Origin of the sequence: Thalassobius sp. MITS945101, from assembly GCF_047123305.1 — a bacterium.
Lineage (GTDB): Bacteria > Pseudomonadota > Alphaproteobacteria > Rhodobacterales > Rhodobacteraceae > Thalassobius.
Genome location: NZ_CP138918.1, coordinates 2,819,890 through 2,846,695, shown reverse-complemented (window position 1 = coordinate 2,846,695; position 26,806 = coordinate 2,819,890). Strand labels below are relative to the sequence as shown.

Genomic DNA, 26,806 nt, shown 5'->3' with positions numbered 1-26,806 from the left:
TTGTCTGCAATACAGCTTGAATTGTTATCGCTAACATGGCATAGGGGGCGCAACAGAGACATGTTGCGCCTGCCCCAAGGCCCCAAGAGGTTCCCATGCCCCAGCTGAACGACGTTGTCGCCCGGGTTACAGATCGTATCCGTGAACGCAGTCAGGACACCCGCTCCACCTATCTCAAACGTATGGCGCAAGCCGCCGAGGAAGGGCCGCGTCGCGCCCATCTGACCTGCGGCAACCAGGCCCATGCCTATGCAGCTATGGCCGGCGATCAGTCCCGACTGGCCGAAGGTCGCGCCCCGAACCTTGGGATTGTGACCGCCTACAACGATATGCTGTCAGCGCATCAACCCTATGAACGCTATCCCGAGCTGATCCGCGAAACCGCGCGTAAGAACGGCGCGACCGCGCAGGTGGCAGGCGGTGTCCCAGCCATGTGTGACGGTGTCACCCAGGGTCAGGTCGGCATGGAACTGTCGCTGTTTTCGCGGGATGTGATTGCGCTGGCCGCTGGTGTGGCGCTCAGCCACAACACCTATGACGCCGCCTTGTACCTCGGGGTCTGTGATAAAATCGTGCCGGGTCTGATCATCGGTGCGGCTACCTTTGGCTATATCCCCGGATTGTTCCTGCCTGCGGGGCCGATGACCTCAGGCCTGCCGAACGATGAAAAGGCGCGGGTGCGCAAAGAATTTGCCAAAGGCAACATTGGCCGTGAAGAGCTGATGAAGGCCGAAATGGCCAGCTACCACGGTCCGGGCACCTGTACTTTCTACGGCACCGCCAACTCGAACCAGATGCTGATGGAGTTCATGGGGCTTCACCTGCCGGGATCTTCTTTCGTGAACCCCAACACGCCGCTGCGGGACGCTTTGACCGTTGCGGGCGCAGAACAGGCGCTGGCGAACACTCTGTTGGGCAACGACTACCGGCCAGTGTCACAGATCCTTGACGAACGTGCCTTTGTGAACGGCATCGTTGGACTGATGGCGACCGGTGGTTCCACCAACCTCGTGCTGCACCTGCCAGCGATGGCGCGGGCCGCGGGCGTGTTGCTGGATCTGCAGGACTTTGACGATCTCTCCTCGGCCACGCCGCTGTTGGCGAAGGTCTATCCCAACGGTCTGGCCGATGTGAACCACTTCCACGCGGCGGGTGGCCTTGGCTATATGATCGGCCAGCTGTTGGAAAACGGGCTGCTGCATGAGGATGTGAAAACCGCCGCCGGTGACGGTTTGAACCGTTACACGCAGGAACCCAAACTGAAAGAGGGCCGTGTTTCCTATGAACCCGGCCCCCGCGCAAGCCAGAACGAAAAGATCCTGCGCCCAGTGGCCGAAGCGTTCCAGCCCTCTGGTGGTCTGAAACAGCTGAAGGGCAATCTGGGCCACGGCATGATGAAGGTTTCCGCCGTTGCGCCAGAGCTGCATGTGATCGAGGCCAAGGCGCGGGTGTTCGAAAGCCAGCAGGCGGTGAAAGAAGCCTTCCAGAAAAATGAGTTCACCGAGGACACTGTGGTTGTGGTCCGCTTCCAGGGCCCCAGTGCCAACGGGATGCCGGAGCTCCACAATCTGACCCCCACGCTATCGGTGCTACTGGACCGCGGGCTGAAGGTGGCGCTGGTCACCGATGGCCGCATGTCGGGTGCCTCGGGCAAAGTGCCCGCAGCGATCCATGTCAGCCCCGAAGCACTGGGGGGCGGGCCGCTCTCCAAGGTGCAGGACGGCGATTTGATCCGCGTAGATGCCACCAACGGCACGCTGGAAAACTTGGCCGAAGGCTTTGCCTCCCGCGAAGCACGTCAGCCGGACCTCAGTGACAATTCGCATGGCATTGGCCGTGAACTGTTTGAACCCTTCCGCCGCGTGGTGGGCCATGCCGATACCGGCGCGGCTGTGGTTGTGTGAGATTGCGCAATAACTTTACTCAAAGGATGATGTGATGACCCCTGAAGAGGCTTCCGTCTTTACCGAAAAACTGTGCCGTACTGCGCCGGTGATCCCTGTGCTGGTGGTGGAAGATGCAGCCACCGCAGGCGATCTGGCTGCGGCCCTTGTTGCCGGCGGCCTGCCGGTGCTGGAGGTAACCCTGCGCACCCCCGCCGCGCTGGATGTGATCCGTGAGATGGCCAAGGTCGAAGGCGGCATTGTCGGCGCAGGCACCGTGCTGACCCGCGCCGATGCGGTTGCGGCCAAAGAGGCTGGTGCGCAGTTCGCCGTTGCGCCCGGCGCCACGGACAAGCTGCTGGAGGCCTGCGAAGAGATCGGCCTGCCGATCCTGCCCGGCGCTGCAACCTCAAGCGAAGCGATGAAACTGCTGGAACGTGGCTACCGGGTGCAGAAATTCTTCCCGGCTGAGGCCAATGGTGGCGCCCCTGCGCTGAAAGCCATCGGCGCCCCTCTGCCGCAGATCCTGTTCTGCCCCACCGGTGGGGTCAGCCCGACAAACGCGATGGATTACCTCAGCCTGTCGAACACCGCCTGTGTTGGCGGCAGCTGGGTTGCGCCCAAAGACAAGGTGCAGGCCGGTGACTGGGCGGGGATCGAGGCACTGGCGGCGGACGCAGCCAAACTCGGCTAACTTCCACCGTTTACGACATGTCAGAACGCCGCGCGCGCCAGCCGCCGCGGCGTTTTGCTTTGGCAGGGGCTTCGGTTGCCGCCGTCAGCACCGGAAACATCGGATGCGCCGCTTGCCCGCTGCCATATTGCGCCAGCAAAGCGGTAGCGGCCTGTTGCTGCGAGATGCCCTCCGGCAGGCTCAACGCCCAGTCAAGGAAGATCGAGCGGCATTCCTCCACCGTAACCCCTTCCATTCGGAAGCTTTCGCGGATCAGGCCTTTGGGGTCATTTGGATTGCGCTCTGTGACGTTGCGATGATCACTCATGTCGAGACCCCAAAAGCTGTCCACCTTCGCGGATCAACACGTTGTCGATCACCCGCCCGGCTGCTTCGCACAATTCAAACAGTTTTGCCTGCAACGGCGCCACCTCAGGCTCCGAGGTTTCCTGCAACAAGAGCGCACGCCCGCCTTCCCCGATCGCGTCGGGGTCCAGCGCGTGATCGCTGATCAGTTTGCTCACCATCTGCACCTTCCAACACAGATCATAGGCCATCAACAGCCGTTCCTTTTCTTCTGGCGCAATCAGCGCGGCCTCTACAGCTGCCGCCAATGCCTCGGGCACCGAACGGGCGGGCTGTTGCGAGACCAGAACACCCGCCTGCGCCAAAAGCTCCACATCCTGCAAACGGCCCGGTCCGATTTTGGCATCCCACGGCCCCGAAGGTGGTTTGGCGGCCGCAATGCGCGACCGCATTTCAGCCACATCGGTCAAGACCTTGGCCCGTTCACGTGGCAAGGCTAGAACATCACGGCGCACCTGCTCCACGTCATCCGCGACCTCCCTTGCGCCAGCAACGGCACGGGCCCGGCTGAGCGCCAGATGTTCCCAGGTCCAGGCCTCATGGGTCTGGTAATCACGGAATGACGCCAGTGAGGTCGCCACCGGCCCCTGCGTGCCCGAGGGACGCAACCGCATATCGATCTCATAAAGCCGCCCCTGCGGCATCTGCGCCGTCACCGCCGTCACCATCGCCTGTGTCAGCTTGGCGTAATAGGTCCGCGCCGCCAAAGGTTTGCGCCCCTCAGAGAAATCCACCCCATCAGCATCATAAACCACAATCAAATCCAGATCCGAGGTCGAGTTGAGCCGCCCTGCCCCCAAAGATCCCATGCCAAGCACCGTTGCCCCGCGCCCCGGCGCGGGCCCGTGTTTCTGGGCAAACTGCGCTACAACTTCAGGCCAGAGCGCGGCCAGCGTGGCTTCGGCCAGCTCTGCGTAATGGACCGCCGCCTCATTCGCGTCGATCAGCCCGCGCAGGTGATGCACCCCGATCCGGAAACGCCATTCCTTCGACCAGCGCCGCGCCTGATCCAGTTTGTGCTCATAGTCCGGATCCTCTGCCAGACGATGCGCCAGATCATCCTTTAGGGCTGCAAGCCCCGGCCAATCGGCGAAGAAGGATCCGCCAATCACCGCATCAAACACCCCCGAATTGCGCGACAGATAGGTCGCCAGCGAAGGCGAAGAGCCGACAATGTCCACAAGCAGATCGATCAGCTGCGGATTGGCCTCAAACAGGGACAGCAGCTGCACGCCCGCCGGCAATCCGGCCAGAAACCCATCAAGCGCGGCCAAAGCCTCATCCGGTTTGGCGGCACGCTGCAACTGGGCAAAAAGACGGGGTTTGATCCGCTCAAATATCTCAACCGCACGCGCCGAGCGGAAGGCGGGATAACTGCTCCAGCGGCTGATGCTAGAGGGATCGAAGGCTGGCTGCAAAGCGGCGGGATCCGCCGCGTCAGGGGCAAAAAACTCTTCGGTCAGACTGTGCACCTCTTCCAGCCGCGCCCGCAGTTCTGCTTCCAGCTCAGCCTGATCACGGCCCAGGAACAGGGCAAGCCGTTGCATGTTTTCAGGCGATTTCGGCAGTGCATGGGTCTGGGCGTCATTCACCATCTGCACGCGGTGCTCCACCGTGCGATGGAACCGATAATGATCGGTGAGCTTCTCCGCCACCTCCGGCGTGATCCAGTCCTTCGAGGCCAAGACCTTCAACCCTTCCACCGTGCCACGCACCCGCAGATCCGTGTCGCGACCACCGGCAATCAGCTGGCGGGTCTGGGTGAAAAACTCGATTTCGCGGATGCCACCACGGCCCAGTTTCATATTGTGCCCCGGCAGTTCCAGAGCGCCGCCCAGACCTTTGTGTTCCCGGATTCGCAGCCGCATATCGTGGGCGTCCTGAATGGCAGCAAAATCCAGATGCTTGCGCCAGACAAAGGGCCGGAGCGTCTGCAAAAACGCATCCCCTGCCCCCAGATCTCCGGCTGAGGCCCGCGCCTTGATATAGGCGGCCCTCTCCCATGTCCGGCCAAGGCTTTCGTAATAGGTCTCTGCCGCCGCCATCGCCATGCAAACCGGTGTGACCGCCGGATCAGGCCGCAGCCGCAGATCGGTGCGGAACACATAGCCATCGCCTGTCAGATCCGACAGCATCGCCGCCATCCGCCGGGTGGCCCGCACAAAAGAGGCCCGGGCATCGTGGTAGTCGTCACGGTCAAAACGGCTTTCGTCAAACAGGCAGATCAGGTCGATGTCGGAAGAGTAATTCAGCTCGCCCGCACCCATCTTGCCCATCGCCAGCGCCACCATGCCGCCCGCGTGTTCAGCGTCTTCCGGCACCGCGCCGGGCAGTTTCTTGCGCTTGATTTCTTGGCCAATGGTCGCCCTTAGCGCCAGATGCACCGACAGGTCAGCAAAATCGGTCAGCGCGCCAGTCACCTGTTCCAACGCCCAGACACCGCCGCAATCAGCCAAAGCTGCCAACAAGGCGATACGCCGCTTGCCCTGTCGCAAGGCGTTTGGCAGTTGGTCCGGCGGGCAATTGCGCAGGGCATTGTGTTCGCCAGTCACCGCCGCCTCGGGATTGTCCATAGCAGCGGCAATCCATTCGCCTTCTTTTGACAGCAACGACTTCAGATAGGGCGAACAGCCCGCAACCCCGTGGATCAGCCCATTCACCTCAGCCCCGAAATCAGGCAATCCCTCCAGCGCCTCTGCGCCGAGGTCTGGGTCAAAAGCAATGGGTTGGCGGGTGATGCGGGAGGCAAAATTCATATGCGCAGATGGCCATGCCCCAAAGGGAGCGTCAAGAGGACAAAGGGTTGCAGCACGCAACTGTCAAAACAGGTGAGGTTGCACAGGCCGCCAGCATAGGGCTAGATCGCCGCAACACAGAAAAGGCCCGCACCATGAAAACCCTCATTGTCCTGTCACACCCCCTGGAGGACAGCCTGAACGCGCATTTTGCACAGACAGCCAAAGCCAAGGCCGAAGCATTGGGGCATGAGGTGCAGTTTCTGGACCTCTACCGCGCTGGATTTGACCCGCGTCTGACGGCGGAGGAACGGCAGGGCTATTATGAAACAGCGTTTGAAGATGCCACGGGACTGCAAGAAGTTGAGGCGCTGGTGCTGGTCTTTCCAACCTGGTGGTTTGGACTGCCCGCAATGCTTAAGGGCTGGATCGACCGCCGGTTCCTACCCGGCGTGGCCTATGACCATGATCCTGCCCTGAAAGCGCTGAGCCCCCGATTGCACAATCTGAAACAGGTTCTGGCGGTCACCACATTGGGCAGCCCCGCGTGGATTGATTGGCTGATCCTGCGCCGTCCTGTCGGGCGCGCCCTGAAGTGGGGGCTGATCAAAGCCTGCGCCCCCAAAGCCCGCTTCACGCTTTTGTCGCTTTACAAGGCCGAAGCTGTCACCCAGCCTCGCGCCGATGCATTTGTCGCGCGGATAGAGCGCGCTTTAGAGAAGTGGAAAGACCAATGAGCAAAAGCCTGAAACGTGTCAAACGCACCCTTGAAGAGGCAGGCATTGAAACCGAGGTGAAAGAGCTGGGTCTGGCCCGCACCGCGGCACAGGCGGCAGAGGCGGCGGGCTGTCATCTGGACCAGATCGCCAAATCGATCATATTTCGGGGCGAAGACAGCGGCGAGGCCATTTTGTTCCTTACCGCGGGTGGCAACAAGGTCTGTGCCGACAAGGCCAGCACGCTGGCCGGCGAACCTCTGGGCAAGGCCGATGCGGCGCTGATCCGTGCCCAGACCGGCTTTGCCATTGGGGGGGTGGCCCCGATCGGGCACCTGAATCCGATCCGCGCCTTTTTAGACCCACGGCTGCTGGAATTTGACACCATCTGGGCTGCAGCTGGCACGCCTCATCATATTTTTGAGATGACGTCAGCAGATGTCGCGCAACATCTCACCTTGCCTTCGACGCAGCCACCGCCCCGCATTGCAGACGGCTGGCCCGGAAAAGAAGGTGTCCCGCAAGCGCAGATCGCGGATTTTGTTGAAACCGAGTGACGATCCTGCCGGTGTTGCCCCATGCGCAGCTGTCCGCGTCACACCTGTGACTTGCGGTAGCCGCTGGGGGTGACGCCGGTGACCTTTTTGAACGCAGTGTAGAAAGACGAACGCGAGTTAAACCCAACCTCAAAAGCAATGGAGAGAATGGTTTCACTGGTGTCCTGCAACCGGTGCTGAGCGGCCTCGATCCGGTGACGGTTTACAAAATCAAAGAAGTGCTCCCCGATCTCTTCGTTCAAAACCTGCGTGACGTACCGCTCAGACGCGCGGATGTGGCGCGCCAACCCCCATAGCGAAAGATTGGCATCCAGGTACAGTTTGTCCTCGGCCATGGCCTTGTGCAGCTGCGCCGCAATGCGCAGGGACATGTCCTTGGGCAAAGCGGATTTCACATAGCGTTGCGGGCTGTCGGTTGCGGCCTCGGCGCTGTCTGGCAGCGTGCGGCGCTGCCGCATCCCCCAAAGCGTAAAGGCGCTGGCCAGCACCAGCCCATGCAACGCGGCCAGGTTCTGCGGCAGGCCCGGACGACCGGTCGCCAGCTCGAACAACAACGACGCGATATTGCCTACCAGAAAGATCGCATAGAGCCCGATCACAACCGCCACCCATTGCAGCTCGCGTTGCTCGGTGCTGGCGAAGTAGTTCATCAGCTGCGACCGGTAGCGCAGCATCAAACGGGCGATGTCTGACAGGTAAAACACCCATTGCAGCGGAACCACCAGGAACACCGTTTCAAACCAACGGCCACGAAAATAGTCTGAACTGCCCTGTATGGCGCTGGGATCTGGCAGCAGGTGCAACCGGACGTCGGGCGGGGATATTGCCACCCAGAGAAAGGCCAGCAGCCCCAGCGCCGGCAAGGCGGCATGTCTGGCAAATCGCTGCGGCGTCAGCGGCGTGTTGGTTGTCAGTGCACGCACATAGGCCCACATGAACGGTGCAACAGAAACGATCCCCACCATCCACAGGGCATGCAGCAAAATCTGAAGCTGCGGATCGGCCGCTACCGGCCCCAGCGCGATACCGGCCTCGGTGCAGCCAAGGGCCGCAAGAAACCAGGCGAGGGTGCGAAACAGCGGTCTGTCGTGATGCTGCGTCATACAATAGGCGACTCCAAACAGGGCCACAGACAGCACCATGCTGGAAATCAGAACTGACAGGGCGTTGGGGTCAATCATACGCGGGCTCCAATTGTCGCCCCTTACCTGACAAATCCTATCGGAAGCTTCCAGTTCGAAATGTCCGACCTGCACGGCACGGACATATTTTTGTACGTCCCAGAGAGGCCGGACGATGCGGCAGGTGCAGATCTGACAGGAAGGCGCGCAAAGCACAGGCTTTGGAAAACGCAAGGAAACACACGTTATGAACCACCTTTCTAAGTCGCTCCTGTTGTTGGCATCGCTTGTTTGTATGGCGGGCCCTGCTGTGGCAGAGGGGCAAAAAAGCGCCGGACAATGGACCGCCGGTCTGATCGTTTCGACCGAGAATGGGCATTATGCAGGCATCGACAGCGGCGCCACGCTGTTGCCCTATGTCTCTTATGACAGCGCGCGGGTCCATTTGTCTGTGACCGAAGGCCTTGCCTATCACATCCGCCCCGCCGCCAATCCAATGGCAGACGGCACAAAGCTCTCGGTGTTGCTCACCCCACGACTGGATCCTGGCCTGCGCACCGAGGGGGCGTTTGCAACGCTCGATCGTGATATGGCCTTCGAACTGGGCCTGCGCGGCCGACACAACATGCGCAACCTGTTTGGCGAGGCTGAGGTGCTGGGCGACATCTCGGGCGTGCACAACGGCTATGAAGCCTCCGCCGCCGTTGGTGTCGGCTTTGCGCTCAATCAGTTGCAATTCGAAGCCAAGGCGGGCGTCCGCCATCGCAGCAAATCGCTGAACCAATATATGTTCGGGGTTAGCGCCGCCGAAGCCACCACCACTTGGACTGCCTATAATACAGAAGCCACTACAACCGGATTTGCCAGCCTGAGTGGCAGCTACGCGCTGACACAGAACGTTATTCTAGTGGGCGAATTTTCCTTCGAAGATCTGGGGACAATGGAAAACAGCCCCATTGTTGACGAGGCGACAAATTCTACGCTGAACCTCGGTGTCCTGTACCGGTTCTAATCCCAAAGCCGGCAGCCGAAAAGAAAATCAGCAGCCCCTGCCCGGTGCAGGGGCTGTTTTTAGTGCGCAGCGGCACTATAAAAGCTGTGCGAATGTGATCGTTCACTCAAACCGCCGATCTTCTACAGCAAAACTACAACACGCAACCATTTAAAAACAAACGACAAAGTAAGTTAATGTAAAAAACATTCACATAAAGCCTTGCAAGCCAGAGCCAAAACCCCAATCTATCCAATGTGAAAGACATTCACATACACAAACACATGGAGAGATTGATGACACCCGCCGCCGCCTATACCACCGCTTCCCCCGAACGCATGGGCTGGTTTTCCCGTTCCGAGGCCTGGCTTGACAGCAAAGGCAAAGGAGCCTGGATCGCCGCCATGGTGCTTGGGTTCGTCTTTATCTGGCCCGTTGGTCTGGCCCTGCTGTTCTACATGATCTGGAGTAAGAAAATGTTCTCGAAGTCCTGCAAATCCCGCACCCGCCACGGGTTCCACGCGATGAAATCCAGCGGCAACAGCGCCTTTGACGCCTATAAGGCCGACACGCTGTCGCGTCTGGAACAGGAACAGGACGACTTTGAATCCTTCCTGCAGCGCCTGCGTGAAGCCAAGGACAAGGCCGAGTTCGACCAGTTCATGGAAGACCGCGCCCACAAGGCCGATGCGGACGACGCCGATGACGCCGACGACAAGGCGCCCCGCGAAAACGCCTAACTAAACCGCGACCGCATAACGGTCAACGGGTGGCCGGATCTGGCCACCCGCCCCATGAAACCGCATAGAAAGCCTGCCACAAAGGCACATGCACCACGACGATGGACAGACAGATGACCTCTACATTTCAAAACCAAATACCTCATTCTCAAAGATACGCGCGCGATCACGCGCCTTACCAGCCATCAACCTCGCTGCGCATTGTTTCTCTGGTCTTTTTTGCCGGGTTTTCGATCCCGGTGACCATTGTAGCCCTGGTCCAGTTCTGGCCGGCCGGTCTGGCCCTGGGCATCGTGATTGCCGTGCAATGGTCCAAGATCATGGGGCTGAACGAAGGCACCCCGCTGACCAAAGCCGTGGACGCGCTGAAGCCGCAGGACGACCTGCCTGAGGTGCCGAAATCCAGTGGCAACGCCAGCTTTGACGCCTATCGCATCGACCTGCTGAACCGTCTGGAAGCCGAACAGTCCCAGTTTGAATCCTTCCTGTCCCGCCTGCGCGACGCCAAGGACAAGACCGAGTTCGACCAGTTCATGGAAGACCGCGCTAAAAACGCCAAAGTCACCCCGGCCAATCAGACAATCTACGATCCCGAAGACGCCTGATCCCCTGCCATTCCCCCAGTGCCCCTCTGTGCCCCGCAGGCCAAGCCGCGGGGCGCGCCCCTCCCCTTCATTGAAAAGGACAAGACAATGAGCCGGTATGACTGGCACCTGCCCGACCCCGAAACGCAACCTGCCTTTTATCAGGACGTCACCACCAAACGCTTTCTGGCCTGGTTGATCGACACCTTCGTGATTGCGCTGATCTGTGTGATGATCCTGCCCTTCACCGCGTTTACCGGGATCTTCTTCTTTCCCTTCCTGATGCTGGTGGTGGGGTTTGCCTACCGGGTCATCACCATCACCAATGGATCGGCCACGCTGGGCATGCGTATTTTGGCGATCCAGTTCCGCAAATCGGACGGCCAGCGCTTCGATCTGAGCAGCGCTTTCCTGCACACTCTGGGCCTGACGATCAGCTTTGCCTTCCCGATTCTTCAGCTGATCTCGGTGGTGTTGATGCTGACCAGCGCAAAGGGACAGGGCCTGACGGACCATGTTCTGGGCTCTGTTGCGATCAACCGGGCCGCTCGCGCCTGATCCAAATACCCCAATAACCTGTCATGACCCGCCCCTTTGGGCGGGTCTTTGCTATGCCAAAGGGCGGCTGAAACGACACGTTTGCCGGTTTTCCAACGTCAATCTCTCGACTCTCGACGCAAACGCCCTAGACTGCTAACCTGCGCCACGAACCCGGGTATTTATTGAGTACATGAGACATACTTTACCTCTTGCGCCGCAGTTTTATGTGACGGCCCCACAGCCCTGCCCCTATCTGGCGGACAGGATGGAGCGGAAGTTGTTCACCGCATTGCAGGGCGATACCGCAGGCAAGCTGAATGACAGCCTGTCCAAGCAGGGTTTCCGCCGGTCGCAAAATGTACTCTATCGCCCCTCCTGCACCGATTGCGCTGCCTGTCTTTCAGCGCGGATCGATGTGGCGCAGTTTGCGCCGAACAAAACCCAGCGCCGCACCCTGCGTCGCAACGCCGGACTGGTGCGCCGTGCCACCTCCGCCTGGGCCACAGAGGAACAGTTTGAACTGTTCCGCCGCTACCTCGACAGCCGTCACGCCGACGGCGGCATGGCGGATATGGATGTGTTCGAATTTGCCGCAATGATCGAGGAAACCCCGATCCGCACGCGGGTGGTGGAATATGCCGACAGCCAGACCGGGGAACTGGTGGCAGTCTGCCTGACAGACCTCCTCGATGATGGCACCTCGATGGTCTATTCGTTCTACGCGCCGGAACGCCGTGCTGACTCGCTGGGCACCTTTGTCATTCTGGATCATCTGCAAATCGCCAAAGAATCTGGCCTGCCCTATGTTTACTTGGGCTACTGGGTGCTGGGCAGCGCCAAGATGGGCTATAAATCCAAGTTCAAAGGCTTGCAGGTATTCCGGGCTGGCGCCTGGGAAGACTTCAAAGGCGAAGAGGCCTATTCGTCAGAATTGCACCCGCTGTCGTCCGATCCGATTGCGGAACAGGTGGCCAACATTTCCCTCCCTGACATGAGCCATCCGGTCAAACGCTGATCCGATGCTGAACATTTCATTATTCACCCTCGTTGTGCCCGACTATGACGCGGCAATCCGGTTCTATGTCGATCAGGTCGGCTTCTCCCTTTTAGAAGACACCGACATGGGCGGCGGCAAACGCTGGGTTCGCATTGCCCCAGCCGGCAGCGACACCGCCATCCTGATTGCCCGGGCCGTCGATGCAAGGCAACAGGCCGCCATCGGCAATCAGACCGGCGGACGGGTCGGGTTCTTTCTGAACAGCGATGACTTCGACCGTGACCATACACGGATGCTGGCGAACGGCGTCGAATTTGAAGAGGCACCGCGCCTTGAGCCTTACGGGAAAGTTGCGGTCTGGCGCGATCCGTTCGGCAACCGCTGGGATCTGCTGCAGTTCACGTCCTGAAGCCTGTGCACCTTTGCGCGCCCTATCCTTCTGGATAGGCCAACTATCTGCCTGCCCCCCAAACCCGCCGCGCCCCTCGCGTAATTTGATCCTCGTAAAGGAGGGTCAAATATGGAGACGATTGAAACCACCCGAGACACTATTAATGCGGATACTTTCGCAAAGGACTACAGCCTCGCGCTCGCCGACGCGAAAAATGGCCATAACAAAGCCGCGCTGCTTCGCGCCGTTACAGTGCTGGAACAGGCCGCTCAGCAAGGTCACCACGCGTCGCTGCTGCCATTGGCCAGCGCCCTGTTGAAGCTGGGGGAGTTCGCGGCAGCGCGGACCAGCCTGGAGCAGGCCGTTGACCACAATGTGGAGGGCGCACAGGGCAAGCTCTACGCGGCCCATGCCTCCGGCAGTTTCGGGCGCCTTTCCCAGGTGAAAACCGCCTGGGTTGCCCTATTGAAACTGGCGCAGAATGGCGACCGGACCGCACAGCTGGCGGTGCTTGGGCTGGCGGAAAGCAAAGGTTTCCCCCTGCCCGAAGATTGGGCGCTGGAAGACGCATTGTTGGAACGCGCCAGCGGCGGTGATGGCACCGCTGCGGCGGCCGTGTTGCGTCACTACCGGCTGGTCAAACGGTTTCGTCAGGCCCGTATCATGGAACGGATGGCCCTGCTGCGTCACCCCAAGCTGCCCACCTTCACCCGATTGGAGGAAGCCCTGCATCTGGCCTGGGACCGCGATCCGGCCATTTTTGATAAGACAGCACAGAAGATCCTGAACTCTGGCCCGGCGACGCTTTTTGCCCTGGGGCTACAGGTCATCGCCCGCATCAACCCCAATGCCTATGTGCGGATCCTGCAAATGGAGCTGCGCAAGCTGGGTTACCATCCCGGCCGGATCAGTGGCTATTGCTACAGCCACACCCGCAAAGCAATGGCACGGTTCTGCGCCGACCATGGTCTTGCGCTTGCGGCCAATGCCCCGCCACTCAGCCCTCTGACGGTGCGCAGCGTCTCCACCGCTTTGGGGCAGGTCCGCGCCTAACAAAAGAAAAGCCGCCCCGGAGGGCGGCTTTCCAGTTTCAGAACTGCTCAGACGATCAATTCGGGATCAGATCCGGAATGATGGTCACAATCTCGGGGAAGAAGCCCAGCATCACCAGACCCAGTACCTGGATCAGAACGAAGGGGATAATCCCACGATAGATATGACCGGTCGTCACACTCGCCGGGGCCACACCGCGCAGATAGAACAGCGCAAAACCAAACGGCGGGGTCAGGAACGAGGTCTGCAGGTTCACCGCCACCATGATGGTGACCCATTTCGGGTCAAAGGTACCACCATAGATGATCGGGCCAACGATCGGGATCACGATGTAGATGATCTCGAGGAAGTCGAGCACGAAGCCCAGAATGAACAGCACCAGCATCACGATGAAGAAGACCGTCCACTCATTGTCAAAGCTCTTCAGGAACTGCTGGATATAGTGTTCACCGCCAAAGGAGATCACCACCAGGTTCAAAAGCTGCGAGCCGATCAGGATGGTGAACACCATCGAGGTCACCTTCGCGGTTTCCCGCACCACCGGGCTCAGAACGCCCGAGCGGAACAGCACCCAGCAGCTATAGAGCAGACCAAAGGCCGCATAGAGGTAAGCTGCATAAGCGATGAAGAAGGCGATCCAGGTTTCTGCCGAAACGCTTGCCGTGTTGATCCGCAGGTCGAAGTTCATGCCGAACAGGATCATGATCGCCACCGCAAAGGTGGAGTTCAGGATGATCTTGCCCGATTTCTCTTCGTCACGCAGTTTCCGGTAGGCCGCCAGCATGATCGCACCCGCCGCACCCAGCGCTGCCGCCGGGGTTGGGTTGGTGATACCACCCAGGATCGAGCCCAGCACCGCCACGATCAGAACCAGCGGTGGGAACACCACGCGGATCAGCTCGTTCTTGGAAGCGCGGATGACCGCTTCCTTACAGCCGTAAAGCGCAAGGATCAGCGGCAACAGCATGATCACCAGCGACACACCCGAAGAGGTGGTCGGTGCAATCAACGCCACGTCCACAGCCGCCACCAGCAACAGGCCAATAGTGCCGAGGATCAGCGGTTTGCTGTCCTTGGACGGTGCCACACCGCGACCTACAGCCAGGATCAGACCCAGCAGCACGAGGATAATCGATACACCGGTGCCAATGGGGGCTGCCGCCGCAACCTTCTCAGCACGCAGGGCAGCGATTTCCTCTTCGCTCAGCTTCACGGATTCGGTTGAAACGCCCGAGGCTGCGATGGCTTCCTGTTCGGCAACGGCGGTGTCCCACGCCTCTTGACCGTGCAGTTCGATCATCGAGGCCTGACATTGTTCGCCCACATTGGTGCGCAGCGATGCACCCTGCCCGACGTCAGTGAAGCTGTCGACGGTCATGTCCTGCGACCCGACCAGACCAATGTTGCCTGCCAGCATGACTGCCGCGATCAGACCAACCGGCACAAAGATGAACCAGGTCAGACCTTCGTTGCGGGTGATCGGCTCATGGTTGGACGCGCCCATTTCCACGGCAGGTGCCTTGGATGGGTTCACCATGGCATAGCCAAAGGCATAAAGCGCATAGAGCAGCGCCAGCATGATGCCCGGCAGCAGAGCCGCCTGGAACAATGTGCCCACCGACAGAACCGCGGGTTCGCCCAGATAGGTCAACGCGTCGGTACAACCTGCCTCGATCGCGCGGCTTTCCTGCGCGGCCGAATAAAGGTCACCGGCCAGCGTGCCCAACAGAACGATCACAATCGACGGCGGGATGATCTGACCCAGCGTGCCGGACGCAGCAATCACACCGGTCGACAGTTCCGGGCTATAGCCGTTGCGCAGCATGGTTGGCAGCGACAGCAGGCCCATGGTGACAACCGTTGCGCCAACGATGCCGGTCGATGCCGCCAGGAAGGCGCCCACGACCACAACCGACACAGCCAGACCACCCGGCAGCGGGCCAAAGACGCGCGCCATCGTGGTCAGCAGATCGTTTGCAATTTTCGAGCGTTCCAGCGTGATGCCCATCAGAACGAACATCAAAACCGCCAGCAGGGTTTCAATCGACTGACCCGCCAGCACACGTTCGTTCATACGGTTCACGATGAACGAAATGTTGCGGTCCATTGCGACTTCCCAGCCTTTGGGGAAGACCGGTTCTGCGATCCGTGGCAGATCCGGGTATCGGAAGACCGAGATGACCTCTTCCTTCACCCCCGAGGCGACAACGGCGGCATAGGCGTCCGATCCGGTGTCGATGGCTTGGTGAATAAGCAGTCCGGCACTGTCCAGCGCCGCAATGATCCCGAAGGAGATAACCCCTGCACCACCGATGGCAAACGCCACCGGGAAGCCCGACAAAATCGAGCCGAACAGGCAGAGGAAGACGATAAGTAGGCCGATCTCGACCCCATCAAGTCCAAAAAGCATGTGTTAGTCCTCAGCCTTAGTGCGTGCCTTCGTAGGCTTCTTCGCCCTCACCAAGGGTATCCTTGTCGAGGTTTTTGCCTTCGCTTTCCGGGCCCTCTTTCCACTCGAGATACGAGCGGTAGAAGAACGCAATCCCGTGCAGGAACATCATGGCAGCAAAGGCAACCAGAAGGATCTTGAACAGGAAGTAACCGGAGAAGCCGTTCGGCGAGAAGCCAATGGTTTCCACGTTCCAGCGCAGGGCGCGGGATTTCAGCAGCAGACGTTCCAGCTGATCCGAGGCCGAAGGCTTCGGCACGATCAGGTGGCGCCACATGAAGAACCAGCCGTAGAGCCAGATCAGAGTTGCTGCCGGCAGCATGAAGATCAGCGAACCGATCATGTCGATCATCTTCTTGGTGCGGTATTTCACGCCTGCGTAGACCAGATCCACACGCACGTGGCCGCCCTGCACAAAGGTGTAAGAGGCACAGAGCGCCACCACCAATGCGTTGTAGAGCTTCAGCTCTTCCGCATACCAACTGATGTCGAACTGCAGCGGCACGCCAAAGCCGATGACGATGTCAGGCCGGGTAAAGATCCGCTGCATGAAGACGATAATCACCTGCTGCAGCACCATCAGAAGGCCTGCCCAGGCAAAGAAGCGGCCGGTGGTATTGGCAAAGCCTTCAAGGCCCCGCACCATCGTCCACATGAAGTTGCGCTTCCACATGCCGATCGCGGTCACGATCAGGAACGCGGTAAAGACGACGAAGAAGAACTCCACCGAACCACCGTAGTAGACAAAGCGCATGATGGCCTGCTTGTCCGACCAGTCGAGCCAGAGGCTCGGGTTGGTGACAGCGTAGCCGAAGTTGTAAAACGCCAGGGCGATGTTCTGGAAAATCCAGACAACCCCATCCCCCATGGACGCCAGAATCTGCCCAAAGCCGGCAGTGCTGGTTTCCTGCATGATATCCCCCATTTCCCCTATTTACGGTCCGTTCGTCGCGGGGTTGCGGCCGGACCGGAACGGGCCCCGGTTTCCCGGGGCCCGACCAGATTTCGAGATCTGTGGCTTAGCCGCCCAGGACGCGTACGCGCTGCTGTACGTAGTAGCCATCCGACTTGTTGATCCAGCTTGCCGAGTTGGCCAGCGAGGCTTCGAACGAGTTGCGGATCTTGGCGAACAGTTCGTCGCCCATGTTTTCGTCCATGACTTCTGCCGAAGCCTTGCCGAAGGCATCCCAAACGTCGTCCGAGAACTGCAGGGTTTTCACGCCCTGTGCCTGCAGACGGGCCAGTGCCGCACCGTTGTTGGCCAGAGTTTCGGCCAGCTGGTAGTGGGTCACAGCCATCGAAGCGTAACGCAGGATCGCTTTGTGCTGATCGCTCAGCTCGTTCCATACGTCCAGGTTGACCGAGGAGGCCAGAGCCGAACCCGGCTCGTGGAAGCCCGCGGTGTAGTAGATCTTGGCAACTTCCTGGAAGCCGGCGCGTTCGTCAGCCATCGGGCCAACCCACTCCAGACCGTCCAGTGCACCAGACGACAGGGCCTGATACAGTTCACCACCGGGGATGTTCTGAACCGAGGCGCCCAGTTTGCCCAGGACTTTGCCGCCCAGACCGGGCATACGGAACTTCAGACCGTTGAAGTCATCAGCCGAGTTGATTTCCTTGCGGAACCAGCCACCGGACTGCGAACCCGAGTTACCGGCCAGCAGGCCTTTCAGGTTGAAGATTTCGCCCAGCTCATCGTGCAACTGCTCACCACCACCGTGGTAGTACCAGTTGGTTACTTCCTGCGCGGTGCCGCCGAACGGAACTGCGGTGAAGTAAGCATAACCGGGGTGCTGGTTGATGTAGTAGTAGTCAACCGAGTGGTACATGTCGGCCTGGCCCGACGACACAGCGTCGAACACTTCCAGCGCGCCTACCAGCTCGCCCGGAGCTTTCTTGTCGATGGTCAGAGTGCCATCCGACATTTCGGAAACCATGTTTTCCAGGTAGGTTGCTGCGTCATCCAGAACAGCAAAGCCACGGGGCCACGAGGTCACCATGGTCAGGGTCTTTTTGCCCTGTGCATAAACCGGTGCAGCCAGGGTCGATGCGGCAGCAGCCGAACCACCCAGGGCGGAAGTTTTTAGAAAAGAACGACGATCCATTAGATTAGGTCCTCCCATTGGTCTCTGCCCGTCAGTCAGACTGCGGGCGGATCGTTATCAGTGGGCCAACCCTACTCACACATGTCATTAAGGGAATACCTACAACTACGTAGATTGCCCGCAAAACAGTCTTAACGCCCTGAATAGGCTCCAAAAATTAGGCATTTTTTGTTTTCTCAAGGCGCCAGATTTGCATGTAATTGTCACTGCAAACCACCGTATATTTACCGTAAGGTCATCTACGTGTTTTGATTTCACTGTCAAAATTTCGTAACGAATCGCCATGGCTTTCCTCAGATTCCCGCTGCGCCCGAACTACGGGCAGAAACTCACCCTGCTGGCCACCCTGCCCCTGATTGTGGCAGTGGCTGCGATTTCAGCGCTAGTGGCGCATCAGTCCCGCCTCATGGCTGAACGCGAAATTCAGGCGATGGAACAACAGCTTATCGAGACCAAGAAGGCCGAGCTGAAAAACTACGTCACCCAGGCCCGCAACGGCTTCTACTTCATCTATGGCAATGCCGATCCCACGGACTCAGCCGCCAAACAGCAGGTGATGCAGATTCTCGCCGCAATGATCTACGGCGAAGAGGGTGCGTTTTTTGTCTATGACTATGACGGCAACAATCTGGTCAGCCCGCGTCAGACCGAGATGATCAACGCCAATTGGACCGGTCTCAGCGACAGCGAAGGCACGCCTGTGGTGGATGAGCTGATCGACATCGCGCGTCAGGGGGCGGGCTATCACAGCTACCTCTGGCCGAAACCCTCCACTGGCGAAGAGGCCCGGATGATCACCTATGTCACCTCCTTCCCCAGCTGGCGTTGGGCGGTCGGAACCGGAGTGTTTATCGACGACGTTCTGGAAACCTCTGCCGCGGCCCGGGCGGAGGTTGAGGCACGGGTGCGTCGGACCTTCCTTTATATCGGTGGCATCACTCTGGCGGCTGTTCTGGTGGTGTTTGCCTCTGGCATGACCCTCAACATCCGTGAACGCCGATTGGCAGACGCCAAGTTGAAAGAGCTGACACAGCGGGTGTTTGACGCACAGGAAGAGGAACGTGGACGGGTGGCGCGTGAGCTGCACGACGGAATCAGCCAGATCCTCGTTGGGGTGCGCTACGCGCTGGACACGGCCAAACGGCGCTTGAAAAAAGGCGATGAACGCGCCGGCGACACATTGGATAAGGGCATCGACAACCTGCTCGGTGCCATCCAGGAGGTGCGCCGCATCAGCCGCGACCTGCGTCCTGGGGCCTTGGATGACCTGGGCCTTGGCCCCGCGCTAAAAGCCCTGACCGAAGATTTCGCCATCCGCACCGGGATCGAGACCGATTTCAACACTGTGGTGTTCCGCAACAGATTGGATCAGGAGAGTAAAATCGCCCTCTACCGCATCGCCCAAGAGGCGTTGACCAATATCGAACGCCACGCCAACGCCACAGAGGTCAGCGTCAACATGCGCGGCCACCGGTCGGGCGCCACCCTGTCGATCCGCGACAACGGCTGTGGTATCCCGCAAGAGCGCGGCCGCCGTGACCGCCCCGGCGGTCTGGGCCTGCGCAACATGCAGGAACGGATCGAACAGCTTGACGGGGACCTCAGAATCCTGTCTAGCCGCGAAGGTACGTTGATTGAAGCAGAGTTGCCGCTGAGCCACCTGCTGCCGCCCGAAGAACTCTCTGAGCCGACATCAAAGGCCGCCTCCTAGGAACCAACCAGCGAGACTGACCATGACGGATACCCGATCGGATACCGCGCCAAACCAGATCGAGCCCGCAGAAGCGCAGCCCGTGAAGATCGTTATCGTCGATGACCACCCGATGGTGACCGAAGGCATCCAGTCCATTCTGGAATCCTATGACGACATTGAGGTGCAGGGCACTTTCACCAGCGGCCGCGCTATCATTGAACAGGTCGAAACCCTGCGTCCCGACGTGGTGCTGATGGACCTCAACATGCCCGACATCGGCGGTCTGTCCGCGACCGAGATCATTCTGGAACGCTGCCCCGCCACCAAGATCCTGATCCTGTCGATGCATGACTCGCGCGAATATATCTCGACCGCTCTGGGACATGGGGCCAGCGGCTATGTGCTGAAAGACGTGCCCACCGAAGAGATCAAAACCGCCATTGATACGGTCATGTCGGGGGAACAGTATCTCTGCACCGGCGCCAAAGGGTCCCTCGCGCCCCCTGCCGGCGCAGGCCGTGAACCACTGACCGGGCGGGAACAGACAATCCTGCTGCAGCTGGCGCAGGGCAAGTCGAACAAAGAGGTGGCGGCCGCGCTGGATATCTCGGTCCGCACTGTGGAAACCCACCGCAAGAACATCAAACGCAAGCTGGGCATCTCCTCTACCGCTGGCCTGACCCGCTACGCGCTGGAACATGGTGTATTGCAGGGCACTGGGGTTGGTCTCTGAACGCCGCTAGTCGGAAGGGGCGGTCTTGTGGGCGTCCCAAGCCTGGGCAAACCGGCGCACGGTTCCTTTGATCAAGGACCGGTAAGGATACCGGATCAGCCACCCGGGGAGATGCCGCGCCCGTTCTTCCAAGGCAACCCGCGCCCTTGGGTGGTCCATAAACGTCCACCCGGGAACCCTGTACCCGTCCAGACTGGTCCTAAACTCGATCTCTTTGACAAATTTGACGTTTTTGTAGCCGTACTGACTCGGGGAAACCAATCTGAATGGCAGTCCGTGCAAATCGTCCAACCCATCGCCTTCCCGTTCGGTTGCCAGCAGAACGTCTGGCTGTAGCAGATCCTCCAGATGGAAGAAGGTGCGATACCCGTCATGTGCGCGGATGACGACAAACTGCACGGCCTGCGACAGGTTCAATGTGTCTTTGTGGCGGTGAAAAAGCGCGGCAAATCCCAGGCCGCGCCACAGAATGTTCCGCGCACTCCAGGTTGTGACACAATGAAAGTCAGAACGCTGTTCTACCAGTTGCGCTGGTGAGAGATCCGCCAGCGACAGCACAACGCGGTCGCCAGCGGGGCCAATCAGCATCACCTGCATATCTCGATCCGCAGCGGGGAAGCGACGTGCATACCGCGGCAATCCAAAACGTGGCATTGCGCCATAGTCGGTCTGACCTCTGGGCAGGGCCTGATTTTGATCAGTCATAGCGCGCTCCTGTGTTGTCCGAGTTTGCGCCAGAGATGGGGCCAGATACGCCGTGACAAAAGGTCCATTGACGCAAAGGCAACACCAGTGCAACGCCCGCCCCTAAACCAAGGCTTTCGCTGTGGACACAAGGCTTCAAGAATGTGACGGTCTGGCAGGCATCCCCTGCATCCCCTCAACGCGGGTGAAGGTTGCAAAGCGTTTCATCGCACAAAGGAGGCGCGAATTGCGGCAGAGAGCACTAGGTGTGGCCGCACTTTCCGCGAATCCCAGCGGGCTTTTCCATAAATTTCCTCAGCCACCACCACGCACGCAATATTTGCAAAGATTTTCGACCAAAAACGTGCCTTTTGCGCCTCTTTAGCGGTTGACGCCCCTCTCTGACCCCCATAATACTCCCTTCAAGCACCAAGAAGGGTCTTTCAGCGATGAACGCACTAGTGGTCATTATTGGAAATTGGCGCATGGGCCGGTAACGGACACCATAATGGAACCCCATGCGCCCCCAGACGAAAGTCGGGGGCTTTTTCTTGGGGCCTTTCTTGGGGTCTGCCGCAGACACTTTCTTGGCGGGCTTATACAGTTGACGTCGTAAACGGAGCAAAAACATGACACGTCAGATGACCGGAGCGAAAATGGTGGTTCAAGCCCTGAAGGATCAGGGTGTGGACGTCGTATTCGGATATCCCGGGGGCGCGGTGCTACCGATTTACGATGAGATTTTTCAGCAGAATGACATCAAACACGTGCTGGTGCGCCATGAACAGGGCGCGGTCCACGCGGCCGAGGGCTATGCACGCTCCACCGGCAAACCCGGTGTATGCCTTGTGACCTCTGGGCCAGGTGCCACCAATGCGGTGACTGGCCTGACGGATGCACTGCTCGACTCGATCCCGATTGTGGTTCTGACCGGTCAGGTGCCGACCTTCATGATCGGCTCGGACGCCTTTCAGGAAGCCGACACCGTGGGCATCACCCGCAGCTGCACCAAACACAACTGGCTGGTGAAAAACACCGACAAACTGTCCGGCACCCTGCATGAGGCCTTCCATGTGGCCACCTCGGGCCGCCCCGGTCCGGTGCTGATCGACATCCCCAAAGATGTGCAGTTTGCCGATGGCGAATACACTGCCCCGCAGACCGTTGAGGTCAGCCACTACCAGCCGCAAGTAAAAGGCGACATGGCCGAGATCGAAGAGCTGGTGGATGCGCTGGAAAAGGCCGAACGCCCGATCTTCTACACCGGTGGCGGCGTGATCAACTCTGGCCCCGCGGCCAGCCAGCTGCTGCGCGAACTGGTAGAGGCTACAGGTTTCCCGATCACCTCGACCCTGATGGGTCTGGGCGCCTATCCGGCATCGGGCGATAAGTGGTTGGGCATGCTGGGCATGCATGGCCTTTATGAGGCCAACATGGCGATGCACGGCTGTGACCTGATGATCAACATCGGGGCGCGTTTTGACGACCGGATCACCGGCCGTCTGGATGCTTTCAGCCCGAACTCGAAAAAGGCCCACATCGATATTGACCCCTCCTCAATCAACAAGGTGATCCGGGTGGACATCCCGATTGTCGGCGACGTTGGCCATGTGCTGGAAGACATCCTGAAAGTCTGGAAGTCGCGCGGGCGCAAAACCAACCAGGAAGCGCTGCCAAAGTGGTGGGCGCAGATTGAGGAATGGCGCAAAGTGAACTGCCTGCAGTTCACCCAATCCGGCCCCGTCATCAAACCGCAGCATGCGCTGGCCCGTCTGGAAGCGCTGACCAAAGGTATGGACCGTTATGTCACCACCGAAGTGGGACAGCACCAGATGTGGGCGGCGCAGTACCTTGGCTTTGAAGATCCCAACCGCTGGATGACCTCGGGTGGTCTGGGCACCATGGGCTATGGCATCCCCGCCTCGATCGGCGCGCAGATGGCGCATCCCGAAAGCCTGGTGATCAACGTTGCCGGTGAAGCGTCCTGGCTGATGAATATGCAAGAAATGGGCACCGCGATGCAGTTCCGCCTGCCGGTGAAACAGTTCATCCTGAACAACGAACGTCTGGGCATGGTGCGCCAGTGGCAGGAACTGCTGCATGGTGAGCGCTACAGCCACTCCTGGTCCGAAGCGCTGCCTGATTTTGTAAAACTCGCCGAAGCCTTTGGCTGCAAAGGCATCCAATGTTCCGACCCAGCCGATCTGGACGATGCGATCATGGAAATGATAGAATATGACGGTCCGGTGATCTTTGACTGTCTGGTTGAGAAGCATGAGAACTGCTTCCCGATGATCCCGTCGGGCAAGGCCCACAATGAGATGCTCTTGGGCGAAGCAGAAACCCAAGGCGTGATCCAGGCCGGCGGCGCCGTGCTGGTGTGATGAAGAGCCTCGGGGGCCCCTGCCCCCGATCCTCCAAACTCCCATTGGAAAAGATTTGAAAGAGACGAAACATGGCTGCTCTACACATCAAAAAAGGCTCGACCAAACATTCGGCGTATAACCTACGTCCGCAGTTTTCGGATAAGAAAGAAAGCCACACCCTCGCGGTGCTGGTAGACAACGAACCGGGCGTTCTGGCCCGTGTGATCGGGCTGTTCTCGGGCCGTGGTTACAACATCGAAAGCCTCACCGTGGCTGAGGTGGATCACACCGGCCACCTATCGCGCATCACCATTGTCACCACCGGCACGCCGCAGGTGATCGAACAGATCAAAGCCCAGCTGGGCCGCATCGTGCCAGTGCACGATGTGCATGACCTCACCGTCGAAGGCGACGTGGTAGAACGTGAACTGGCGCTGATCAAAGTCGAAGGTGAAGGCGACAAACGCATCGAAGCCCTGCGTCTGGCCGAGATTTTCCGCGCCAATGTGGTTGACTCGACCCTCACCAGCTTTGTGTTCGAGATGACCGGCGCACCGGACAAGATCGACGCCTTTGCCGACCTGATGCGCCCCTTGGGGCTGGTCGAAGTGGCCCGCACCGGCGTTGCTGCCCTGTCGCGCGGCGTCTGATCCCGCCACGCAGCACAAACGAACAAAGGGGCCTCAGCGGCCCCTTTTCTTTTGCCTTGGTGCCATTTGCCCCATTGGCTCCAACGGGGAAACAATACCCTCTAGGCAGCTAGATTGTTCTGCCTTATCAAGAGCTTTAGGAACACATCCCGCAAAGGGGTGCTTTGAGGATGAGTGAGGACGTCATGGCTTTGGATTTTGAACATGACATCGCGGTAAATGAATACGGGTTTTACTGCGTGCCGCAGGCCTATAAGGGCCGCAGCATTGTGGATCTTCTAATTGACGGCGGAGTGTATGAGCCGCAGACGCTGCGGCTGTTACGTCGCAAGCTGGGCGGCGGTGACATCGTGACCGGTGGCGCCTTCATCGGGGATTTCCTGCCCGCCCTGCACCAACGTCTGGCCCCTGACGCCAAGATCCACACCTTTGAACCGGTGCCGACCTCTTTTGCGGCCACCGAAGAAACCATCCGCATGAACAACCTGTCTCAGATCAGCTTCAACAATGTTGGGGTTGGCGCTGAGCCCGGCAAGATGACCATGATGGTCACCCGCCCCAACGGCACCCCCATCGCCGCCGGTGAACGGATTGTCGAGGGCGAGGATGCCGACGGCAAGCGGTTCATCGATATCGAAGTGAAGACCATCGACAGCCTGGTGCCGCGCACACGTCAAGTCTCGATCCTGCATTTGGATGTTGAGGGTTTTGAGCGTCCCGCCCTGGAAGGCGCGGGGCGGATCCTGAACGACAGCAAGCCACTGGTTGTGCTGGAAGGTGACAAGCGCTGGCAGAAGGCCGATTACAAGGCGCTCCTGAACGAACTGGCCCCAAAGGCGGGCTACCATGTCGCCGGTTCGATGGAGAACAACACCTTCTACCTGCCGCTTTAAATTGACCGCACTGATGCCGCGCCTCTCAGCTGCGAAACCCCAGATGCTAAAGCCCTGACACCGCCAATTAACCGGCAGTGCCTTTAGGTCATCCTACGGATAAGCTGAATTCCCCCTTAAGCCTTTGGCCGACACTTGGGGCCAACACTTGGGCCCGACACCTGAGGAGGTGGAATGAGCAACGACGTCCTGGATCGTGGAACGGGTCCGGTCATTGTGTTTCTGCACAATGCGGCAACCGACTACGGGCTTTGGAAACATCAGATTGAAGAGTTTGCGCCCGCCTATCGCGTGATCGCACCCAATCTGCCGGGGCATGGCACCGTGCCGTCTGCTGATACTGTTGCGGCTATGGCGGACCATATCGAAACCGATCTGCATCGGCGCGGCGTGCGAGAATTTGCACTGGTGGGCCTTTGTCTGGGCGGCATGGTGGCGGTGGAACTGGCCTCCCGCCCGACCAACACCGTCACGTCACTGACCTTGATCGAAACACTGCCACGCGAAACCGACGGCCGCTGGGCCTTACGACTGGGCGAACGTCTGTTCAGCCTTGCGGGCGGCATCCCGCCCTGGTTTGCGGATCTGCTCTCGGCACGCCGGGTCAGCGCCAACAGCGCCGCAGCGCGCCAGTTCAAACGTGACGCCCTGCGGCGCATGACCCCGCAAAGCACCCTTGCGGTGGTGCGGGCGGTGTTGAACTACAATGGCTCGGCGGTGCTGCGGCGCTTGCAAATCCCCACCCTGTTTCTGGTGGGCGAACATAATAGGTCTCGCCACGAAGCCGCGCTTCATCTGGCCGAACATCTGGAGGCTGCCGAGGTGGTGATGATCCCGCGCTCTGGTCAGCTGGTTGCGCTGGAAGCGCCCACTATGGTGAACAATGCGTTGCGGCAGTTCTGGCACCGCGCCGCGCGCCCGACCCCGTTGCTCCACAGGCTCCGCCCCACCGCGCCGTAATTTTTCTCCGACGCAGGTGGCGCCACGCAGGATCAGGCGGGTTGCTGATCGCCGTTGCCCAGCTCTTCCTCGGGGGCGGTGGCCATCAACAGATCATAAAGATGCCAGGTCGCATGGCCCAGCAGCGGCAGCACCAGAAACAACCCAAGAAAGGCCGGCAGCATCGCCACAAAGGTCAGCACCGCAATGAACAGCGCCCACAACAGCATCGGAAAGAAGTTCTGCTGCACCAGCTGGAATGAGGCAATCATCGCGCTGACATAGTCCACCTCGCGGTCCAACAGCATCGGCAGCGACACCACGGTGATCATAAACAGCAGCAGCGCAAAACCCGCCCCGACGACGGTGCCAACCGTCAGCATCATGATCCCATTGGCGGTGCCGTAGACCTCAAACGAGGTGGAGATATTGGTCAGGGTCATGGTCCCCATAAACACCGCAAAGATCATATGGGCGATGAAAAACCAAAACAGAAACATAAAGATGATAAGGGCGCTGATCGAAGGCAACTGACGTTGGCTCTGGTTTAGAACCAAGCCGAAGATCGCCCGCCACTGCAGCGCCATCCCGTGTTCCAGGCGGCGGCTGACCTCATACAGGCCCACCGCGGTGAAAGGCCCCACCAGGGGGAAGCCGACAGCCGCAAAAACCAGCCAGTAGCTGTGCCCCGTCCACAGTGTCACCCAGGTCATCCCGAGCCCCAGCAGCACATAGACCGAGGCAAAGATCGCCCCCAAGAGCGGTGCACGCCGCATATCCGCCCAGCCGCACCGCAGCGCCTCTTTCAACAGTGACGGTGTCACCTGCCCCAAAGCAGGCACACCATGCAGCGGTGCCTCTCCCATGTGTTGACCTCCCGGATCTGGCCTGATCTGCGTACGGAAATATCCCGTGCTGCATTTAGGTTAGGCGCTCCGGTGCAGGAT

Annotated in this window: 25 protein-coding genes; 17 read left to right on the top strand and 8 right to left on the bottom strand. The window is 59.6% G+C overall.

Annotation, left to right across the window (positions count from 1 at the left end; all coding sequences use genetic code 11):
* Positions 1–95: 95 nt before the first annotated feature.
* Entirely contained in the window at positions 96–1,904 is a 1,809-nt protein-coding gene (gene edd, locus SIC14_RS14160; RefSeq protein WP_412562568.1) for a phosphogluconate dehydratase, read from the top strand.
* Positions 1,905–1,938: 34 nt separating this feature from the next.
* Positions 1,939–2,577 (top strand): bifunctional 4-hydroxy-2-oxoglutarate aldolase/2-dehydro-3-deoxy-phosphogluconate aldolase, encoded by a 639-nt coding sequence (gene eda / locus SIC14_RS14155; RefSeq protein ID WP_412562567.1) that lies wholly within the window; start codon positions 1,939–1,941, stop codon positions 2,575–2,577.
* Between the two features lie 10 nt (positions 2,578–2,587).
* On the opposite strand, the gene SIC14_RS14150 is transcribed toward eda, so the two are convergent.
* Together SIC14_RS14150 and SIC14_RS14145 are read right to left on the bottom strand one after the other, a co-directional pair.
* Positions 2,588–2,884: a hypothetical protein gene (locus SIC14_RS14150; RefSeq protein WP_412562566.1), complete on the bottom strand. Its 297-nt coding sequence runs from the start codon at positions 2,882–2,884 to the stop codon at positions 2,588–2,590.
* Positions 2,877–5,678 carry a glutamine-synthetase adenylyltransferase gene (locus SIC14_RS14145; protein WP_412562565.1) on the bottom strand — a complete coding sequence of 934 codons (2,802 nt, stop codon included), beginning with the start codon at positions 5,676–5,678 and terminating at the stop codon, positions 2,877–2,879. Before SIC14_RS14145 ends, SIC14_RS14150 begins: the two co-directional genes overlap by 8 nt.
* Positions 5,679–5,725: 47 nt before the next feature.
* Here SIC14_RS14145 and SIC14_RS14140 point away from each other — a divergent pair, with 47 nt between their 5' ends.
* Both SIC14_RS14140 and SIC14_RS14135 read left to right on the top strand, forming a co-directional pair.
* Positions 5,726–6,394, top strand: coding sequence for an NAD(P)H-dependent oxidoreductase (locus tag SIC14_RS14140; protein ID WP_412562564.1), 669 nt, complete (start codon positions 5,726–5,728; stop codon positions 6,392–6,394).
* Positions 6,391–6,930 carry a YbaK/EbsC family protein gene (locus SIC14_RS14135; RefSeq protein ID WP_412562563.1) on the top strand — a complete coding sequence of 180 codons (540 nt, stop codon included), beginning with the start codon at positions 6,391–6,393 and terminating at the stop codon, positions 6,928–6,930. The genes SIC14_RS14140 and SIC14_RS14135 overlap by 4 nt, the downstream gene beginning before the upstream one ends.
* A gap of 38 nt (positions 6,931–6,968) precedes the next feature.
* Here the strand turns inward: SIC14_RS14135 and SIC14_RS14130 are convergent, their stop codons facing one another.
* The gene (locus SIC14_RS14130) at positions 6,969–8,111 is read right to left on the bottom strand and encodes a helix-turn-helix domain-containing protein (RefSeq protein WP_412562562.1); all 1,143 of its coding nucleotides are present in this window, start codon (positions 8,109–8,111) and stop codon (positions 6,969–6,971) included.
* 187 nt (positions 8,112–8,298) lie between these two features.
* Between SIC14_RS14130 and SIC14_RS14125 the strand changes: the two genes are divergently transcribed.
* From SIC14_RS14125 to SIC14_RS14095, 7 genes are all read left to right on the top strand, one after another.
* Positions 8,299–9,063, top strand: coding sequence for a MipA/OmpV family protein (locus SIC14_RS14125; RefSeq protein ID WP_412562561.1), 765 nt, complete (start codon positions 8,299–8,301; stop codon positions 9,061–9,063).
* 275 nt (positions 9,064–9,338) lie between these two features.
* Positions 9,339–9,782 (top strand): DUF2852 domain-containing protein, encoded by a 444-nt coding sequence (locus SIC14_RS14120; protein WP_412562560.1) that lies wholly within the window; start codon positions 9,339–9,341, stop codon positions 9,780–9,782.
* A 113-nt stretch (positions 9,783–9,895) separates the two neighbouring features.
* Positions 9,896–10,387 carry a DUF2852 domain-containing protein gene (locus tag SIC14_RS14115; RefSeq protein ID WP_412562559.1) on the top strand — a complete coding sequence of 164 codons (492 nt, stop codon included), beginning with the start codon at positions 9,896–9,898 and terminating at the stop codon, positions 10,385–10,387.
* An 87-nt stretch (positions 10,388–10,474) separates the two neighbouring features.
* Complete coding sequence (locus SIC14_RS14110) at positions 10,475–10,924, top strand: RDD family protein (RefSeq protein ID WP_412562558.1); 450 nt, start codon at positions 10,475–10,477, stop codon at positions 10,922–10,924.
* A gap of 172 nt (positions 10,925–11,096) precedes the next feature.
* Positions 11,097–11,921 carry an arginyltransferase gene (locus SIC14_RS14105; protein ID WP_412562557.1) on the top strand — a complete coding sequence of 275 codons (825 nt, stop codon included), beginning with the start codon at positions 11,097–11,099 and terminating at the stop codon, positions 11,919–11,921.
* Between the two features lie 4 nt (positions 11,922–11,925).
* The gene (locus SIC14_RS14100) at positions 11,926–12,312 is read left to right on the top strand and encodes a VOC family protein (RefSeq protein WP_412562556.1); all 387 of its coding nucleotides are present in this window, start codon (positions 11,926–11,928) and stop codon (positions 12,310–12,312) included.
* 111 nt (positions 12,313–12,423) lie between these two features.
* Complete coding sequence (locus SIC14_RS14095; RefSeq protein WP_412562555.1) at positions 12,424–13,347, top strand: peptidoglycan-binding domain-containing protein; 924 nt, start codon at positions 12,424–12,426, stop codon at positions 13,345–13,347.
* A gap of 55 nt (positions 13,348–13,402) precedes the next feature.
* Here the strand turns inward: SIC14_RS14095 and SIC14_RS14090 are convergent, their stop codons facing one another.
* From SIC14_RS14090 to SIC14_RS14080, 3 genes are all read right to left on the bottom strand, one after another.
* On the bottom strand, positions 13,403–15,757 hold the full coding sequence (locus tag SIC14_RS14090; RefSeq protein WP_412562554.1) for a TRAP transporter large permease: 2,355 nt from the start codon (positions 15,755–15,757) through the stop codon (positions 13,403–13,405).
* A 16-nt stretch (positions 15,758–15,773) separates the two neighbouring features.
* On the bottom strand, positions 15,774–16,664 hold the full coding sequence (locus tag SIC14_RS14085; RefSeq protein WP_412565873.1) for a TRAP transporter small permease subunit: 891 nt from the start codon (positions 16,662–16,664) through the stop codon (positions 15,774–15,776).
* A gap of 151 nt (positions 16,665–16,815) precedes the next feature.
* Positions 16,816–17,901, bottom strand: coding sequence for a TRAP transporter substrate-binding protein (locus SIC14_RS14080; RefSeq protein WP_412562553.1), 1,086 nt, complete (start codon positions 17,899–17,901; stop codon positions 16,816–16,818).
* A gap of 283 nt (positions 17,902–18,184) precedes the next feature.
* Here SIC14_RS14080 and SIC14_RS14075 point away from each other — a divergent pair, with 283 nt between their 5' ends.
* Both SIC14_RS14075 and SIC14_RS14070 read left to right on the top strand, forming a co-directional pair.
* The gene (locus SIC14_RS14075) at positions 18,185–19,612 is read left to right on the top strand and encodes a cache domain-containing protein (protein ID WP_412562552.1); all 1,428 of its coding nucleotides are present in this window, start codon (positions 18,185–18,187) and stop codon (positions 19,610–19,612) included.
* Between the two features lie 22 nt (positions 19,613–19,634).
* Complete coding sequence (locus SIC14_RS14070) at positions 19,635–20,327, top strand: response regulator transcription factor (RefSeq protein ID WP_412562551.1); 693 nt, start codon at positions 19,635–19,637, stop codon at positions 20,325–20,327.
* A 6-nt stretch (positions 20,328–20,333) separates the two neighbouring features.
* On the opposite strand, the gene SIC14_RS14065 is transcribed toward SIC14_RS14070, so the two are convergent.
* Positions 20,334–21,032 (bottom strand): molybdopterin-dependent oxidoreductase, encoded by a 699-nt coding sequence (locus SIC14_RS14065; RefSeq protein WP_412562550.1) that lies wholly within the window; start codon positions 21,030–21,032, stop codon positions 20,334–20,336.
* Positions 21,033–21,640: 608 nt separating this feature from the next.
* On the opposite strand from SIC14_RS14065, the gene SIC14_RS14060 reads away from it, so the two are divergent.
* The 4 genes from SIC14_RS14060 (at position 21,641) to SIC14_RS14045 (ending at position 25,880) form a co-directional block, all read left to right on the top strand.
* Positions 21,641–23,395, top strand: coding sequence for an acetolactate synthase 3 large subunit (locus SIC14_RS14060; RefSeq protein WP_412562549.1), 1,755 nt, complete (start codon positions 21,641–21,643; stop codon positions 23,393–23,395).
* Positions 23,396–23,466: 71 nt separating this feature from the next.
* On the top strand, positions 23,467–24,027 hold the full coding sequence (gene ilvN / locus SIC14_RS14055) for an acetolactate synthase small subunit (protein ID WP_412562548.1): 561 nt from the start codon (positions 23,467–23,469) through the stop codon (positions 24,025–24,027).
* Positions 24,028–24,197: 170 nt separating this feature from the next.
* A complete protein-coding gene (locus SIC14_RS14050; RefSeq protein ID WP_412562547.1) occupies positions 24,198–24,920 on the top strand; it encodes an FkbM family methyltransferase in 723 nt (240 codons plus the stop codon).
* 174 nt (positions 24,921–25,094) lie between these two features.
* Positions 25,095–25,880: an alpha/beta fold hydrolase gene (locus tag SIC14_RS14045; RefSeq protein ID WP_412562546.1), complete on the top strand. Its 786-nt coding sequence runs from the start codon at positions 25,095–25,097 to the stop codon at positions 25,878–25,880.
* 32 nt (positions 25,881–25,912) lie between these two features.
* Here SIC14_RS14045 and SIC14_RS14040 read toward each other — a convergent pair whose 3' ends face one another.
* Complete coding sequence (locus SIC14_RS14040) at positions 25,913–26,725, bottom strand: DUF2189 domain-containing protein (protein ID WP_412562545.1); 813 nt, start codon at positions 26,723–26,725, stop codon at positions 25,913–25,915.
* Positions 26,726–26,806: the final 81 nt, after the last annotated feature.

Coding starts and splice junctions, on each gene's coding strand:
- SIC14_RS14110 (WP_412562558.1), top strand. CDS start 10,475: ATGAGCCGGTATGACTGGCACCTGCCCGACCCCGAAACGCAACCTGCC.
- SIC14_RS14100 (WP_412562556.1), top strand. CDS start 11,926: ATGCTGAACATTTCATTATTCACCCTCGTTGTGCCCGACTATGACGCG.
- SIC14_RS14070 (WP_412562551.1), top strand. CDS start 19,635: ATGACGGATACCCGATCGGATACCGCGCCAAACCAGATCGAGCCCGCA.
- SIC14_RS14115 (WP_412562559.1), top strand. CDS start 9,896: ATGACCTCTACATTTCAAAACCAAATACCTCATTCTCAAAGATACGCG.
- SIC14_RS14105 (WP_412562557.1), top strand. CDS start 11,097: ATGAGACATACTTTACCTCTTGCGCCGCAGTTTTATGTGACGGCCCCA.
- SIC14_RS14045 (WP_412562546.1), top strand. CDS start 25,095: ATGAGCAACGACGTCCTGGATCGTGGAACGGGTCCGGTCATTGTGTTT.
- edd (WP_412562568.1), top strand. CDS start 96: ATGCCCCAGCTGAACGACGTTGTCGCCCGGGTTACAGATCGTATCCGT.
- SIC14_RS14065 (WP_412562550.1), bottom strand. CDS start 21,032: ATGACTGATCAAAATCAGGCCCTGCCCAGAGGTCAGACCGACTATGGC.
- SIC14_RS14125 (WP_412562561.1), top strand. CDS start 8,299: ATGAACCACCTTTCTAAGTCGCTCCTGTTGTTGGCATCGCTTGTTTGT.
- SIC14_RS14075 (WP_412562552.1), top strand. CDS start 18,185: ATGGCTTTCCTCAGATTCCCGCTGCGCCCGAACTACGGGCAGAAACTC.
- SIC14_RS14150 (WP_412562566.1), bottom strand. CDS start 2,884: ATGAGTGATCATCGCAACGTCACAGAGCGCAATCCAAATGACCCCAAA.
- ilvN (WP_412562548.1), top strand. CDS start 23,467: ATGGCTGCTCTACACATCAAAAAAGGCTCGACCAAACATTCGGCGTAT.
- SIC14_RS14135 (WP_412562563.1), top strand. CDS start 6,391: ATGAGCAAAAGCCTGAAACGTGTCAAACGCACCCTTGAAGAGGCAGGC.
- SIC14_RS14080 (WP_412562553.1), bottom strand. CDS start 17,901: ATGGATCGTCGTTCTTTTCTAAAAACTTCCGCCCTGGGTGGTTCGGCT.
- SIC14_RS14060 (WP_412562549.1), top strand. CDS start 21,641: ATGACACGTCAGATGACCGGAGCGAAAATGGTGGTTCAAGCCCTGAAG.
- SIC14_RS14145 (WP_412562565.1), bottom strand. CDS start 5,678: ATGAATTTTGCCTCCCGCATCACCCGCCAACCCATTGCTTTTGACCCA.
- SIC14_RS14090 (WP_412562554.1), bottom strand. CDS start 15,757: ATGCTTTTTGGACTTGATGGGGTCGAGATCGGCCTACTTATCGTCTTC.
- SIC14_RS14130 (WP_412562562.1), bottom strand. CDS start 8,111: ATGATTGACCCCAACGCCCTGTCAGTTCTGATTTCCAGCATGGTGCTG.
- SIC14_RS14120 (WP_412562560.1), top strand. CDS start 9,339: ATGACACCCGCCGCCGCCTATACCACCGCTTCCCCCGAACGCATGGGC.
- eda (WP_412562567.1), top strand. CDS start 1,939: ATGACCCCTGAAGAGGCTTCCGTCTTTACCGAAAAACTGTGCCGTACT.
- SIC14_RS14050 (WP_412562547.1), top strand. CDS start 24,198: ATGAGTGAGGACGTCATGGCTTTGGATTTTGAACATGACATCGCGGTA.
- SIC14_RS14085 (WP_412565873.1), bottom strand. CDS start 16,664: ATGGGGGATGGGGTTGTCTGGATTTTCCAGAACATCGCCCTGGCGTTT.
- SIC14_RS14095 (WP_412562555.1), top strand. CDS start 12,424: ATGGAGACGATTGAAACCACCCGAGACACTATTAATGCGGATACTTTC.
- SIC14_RS14040 (WP_412562545.1), bottom strand. CDS start 26,725: ATGGGAGAGGCACCGCTGCATGGTGTGCCTGCTTTGGGGCAGGTGACA.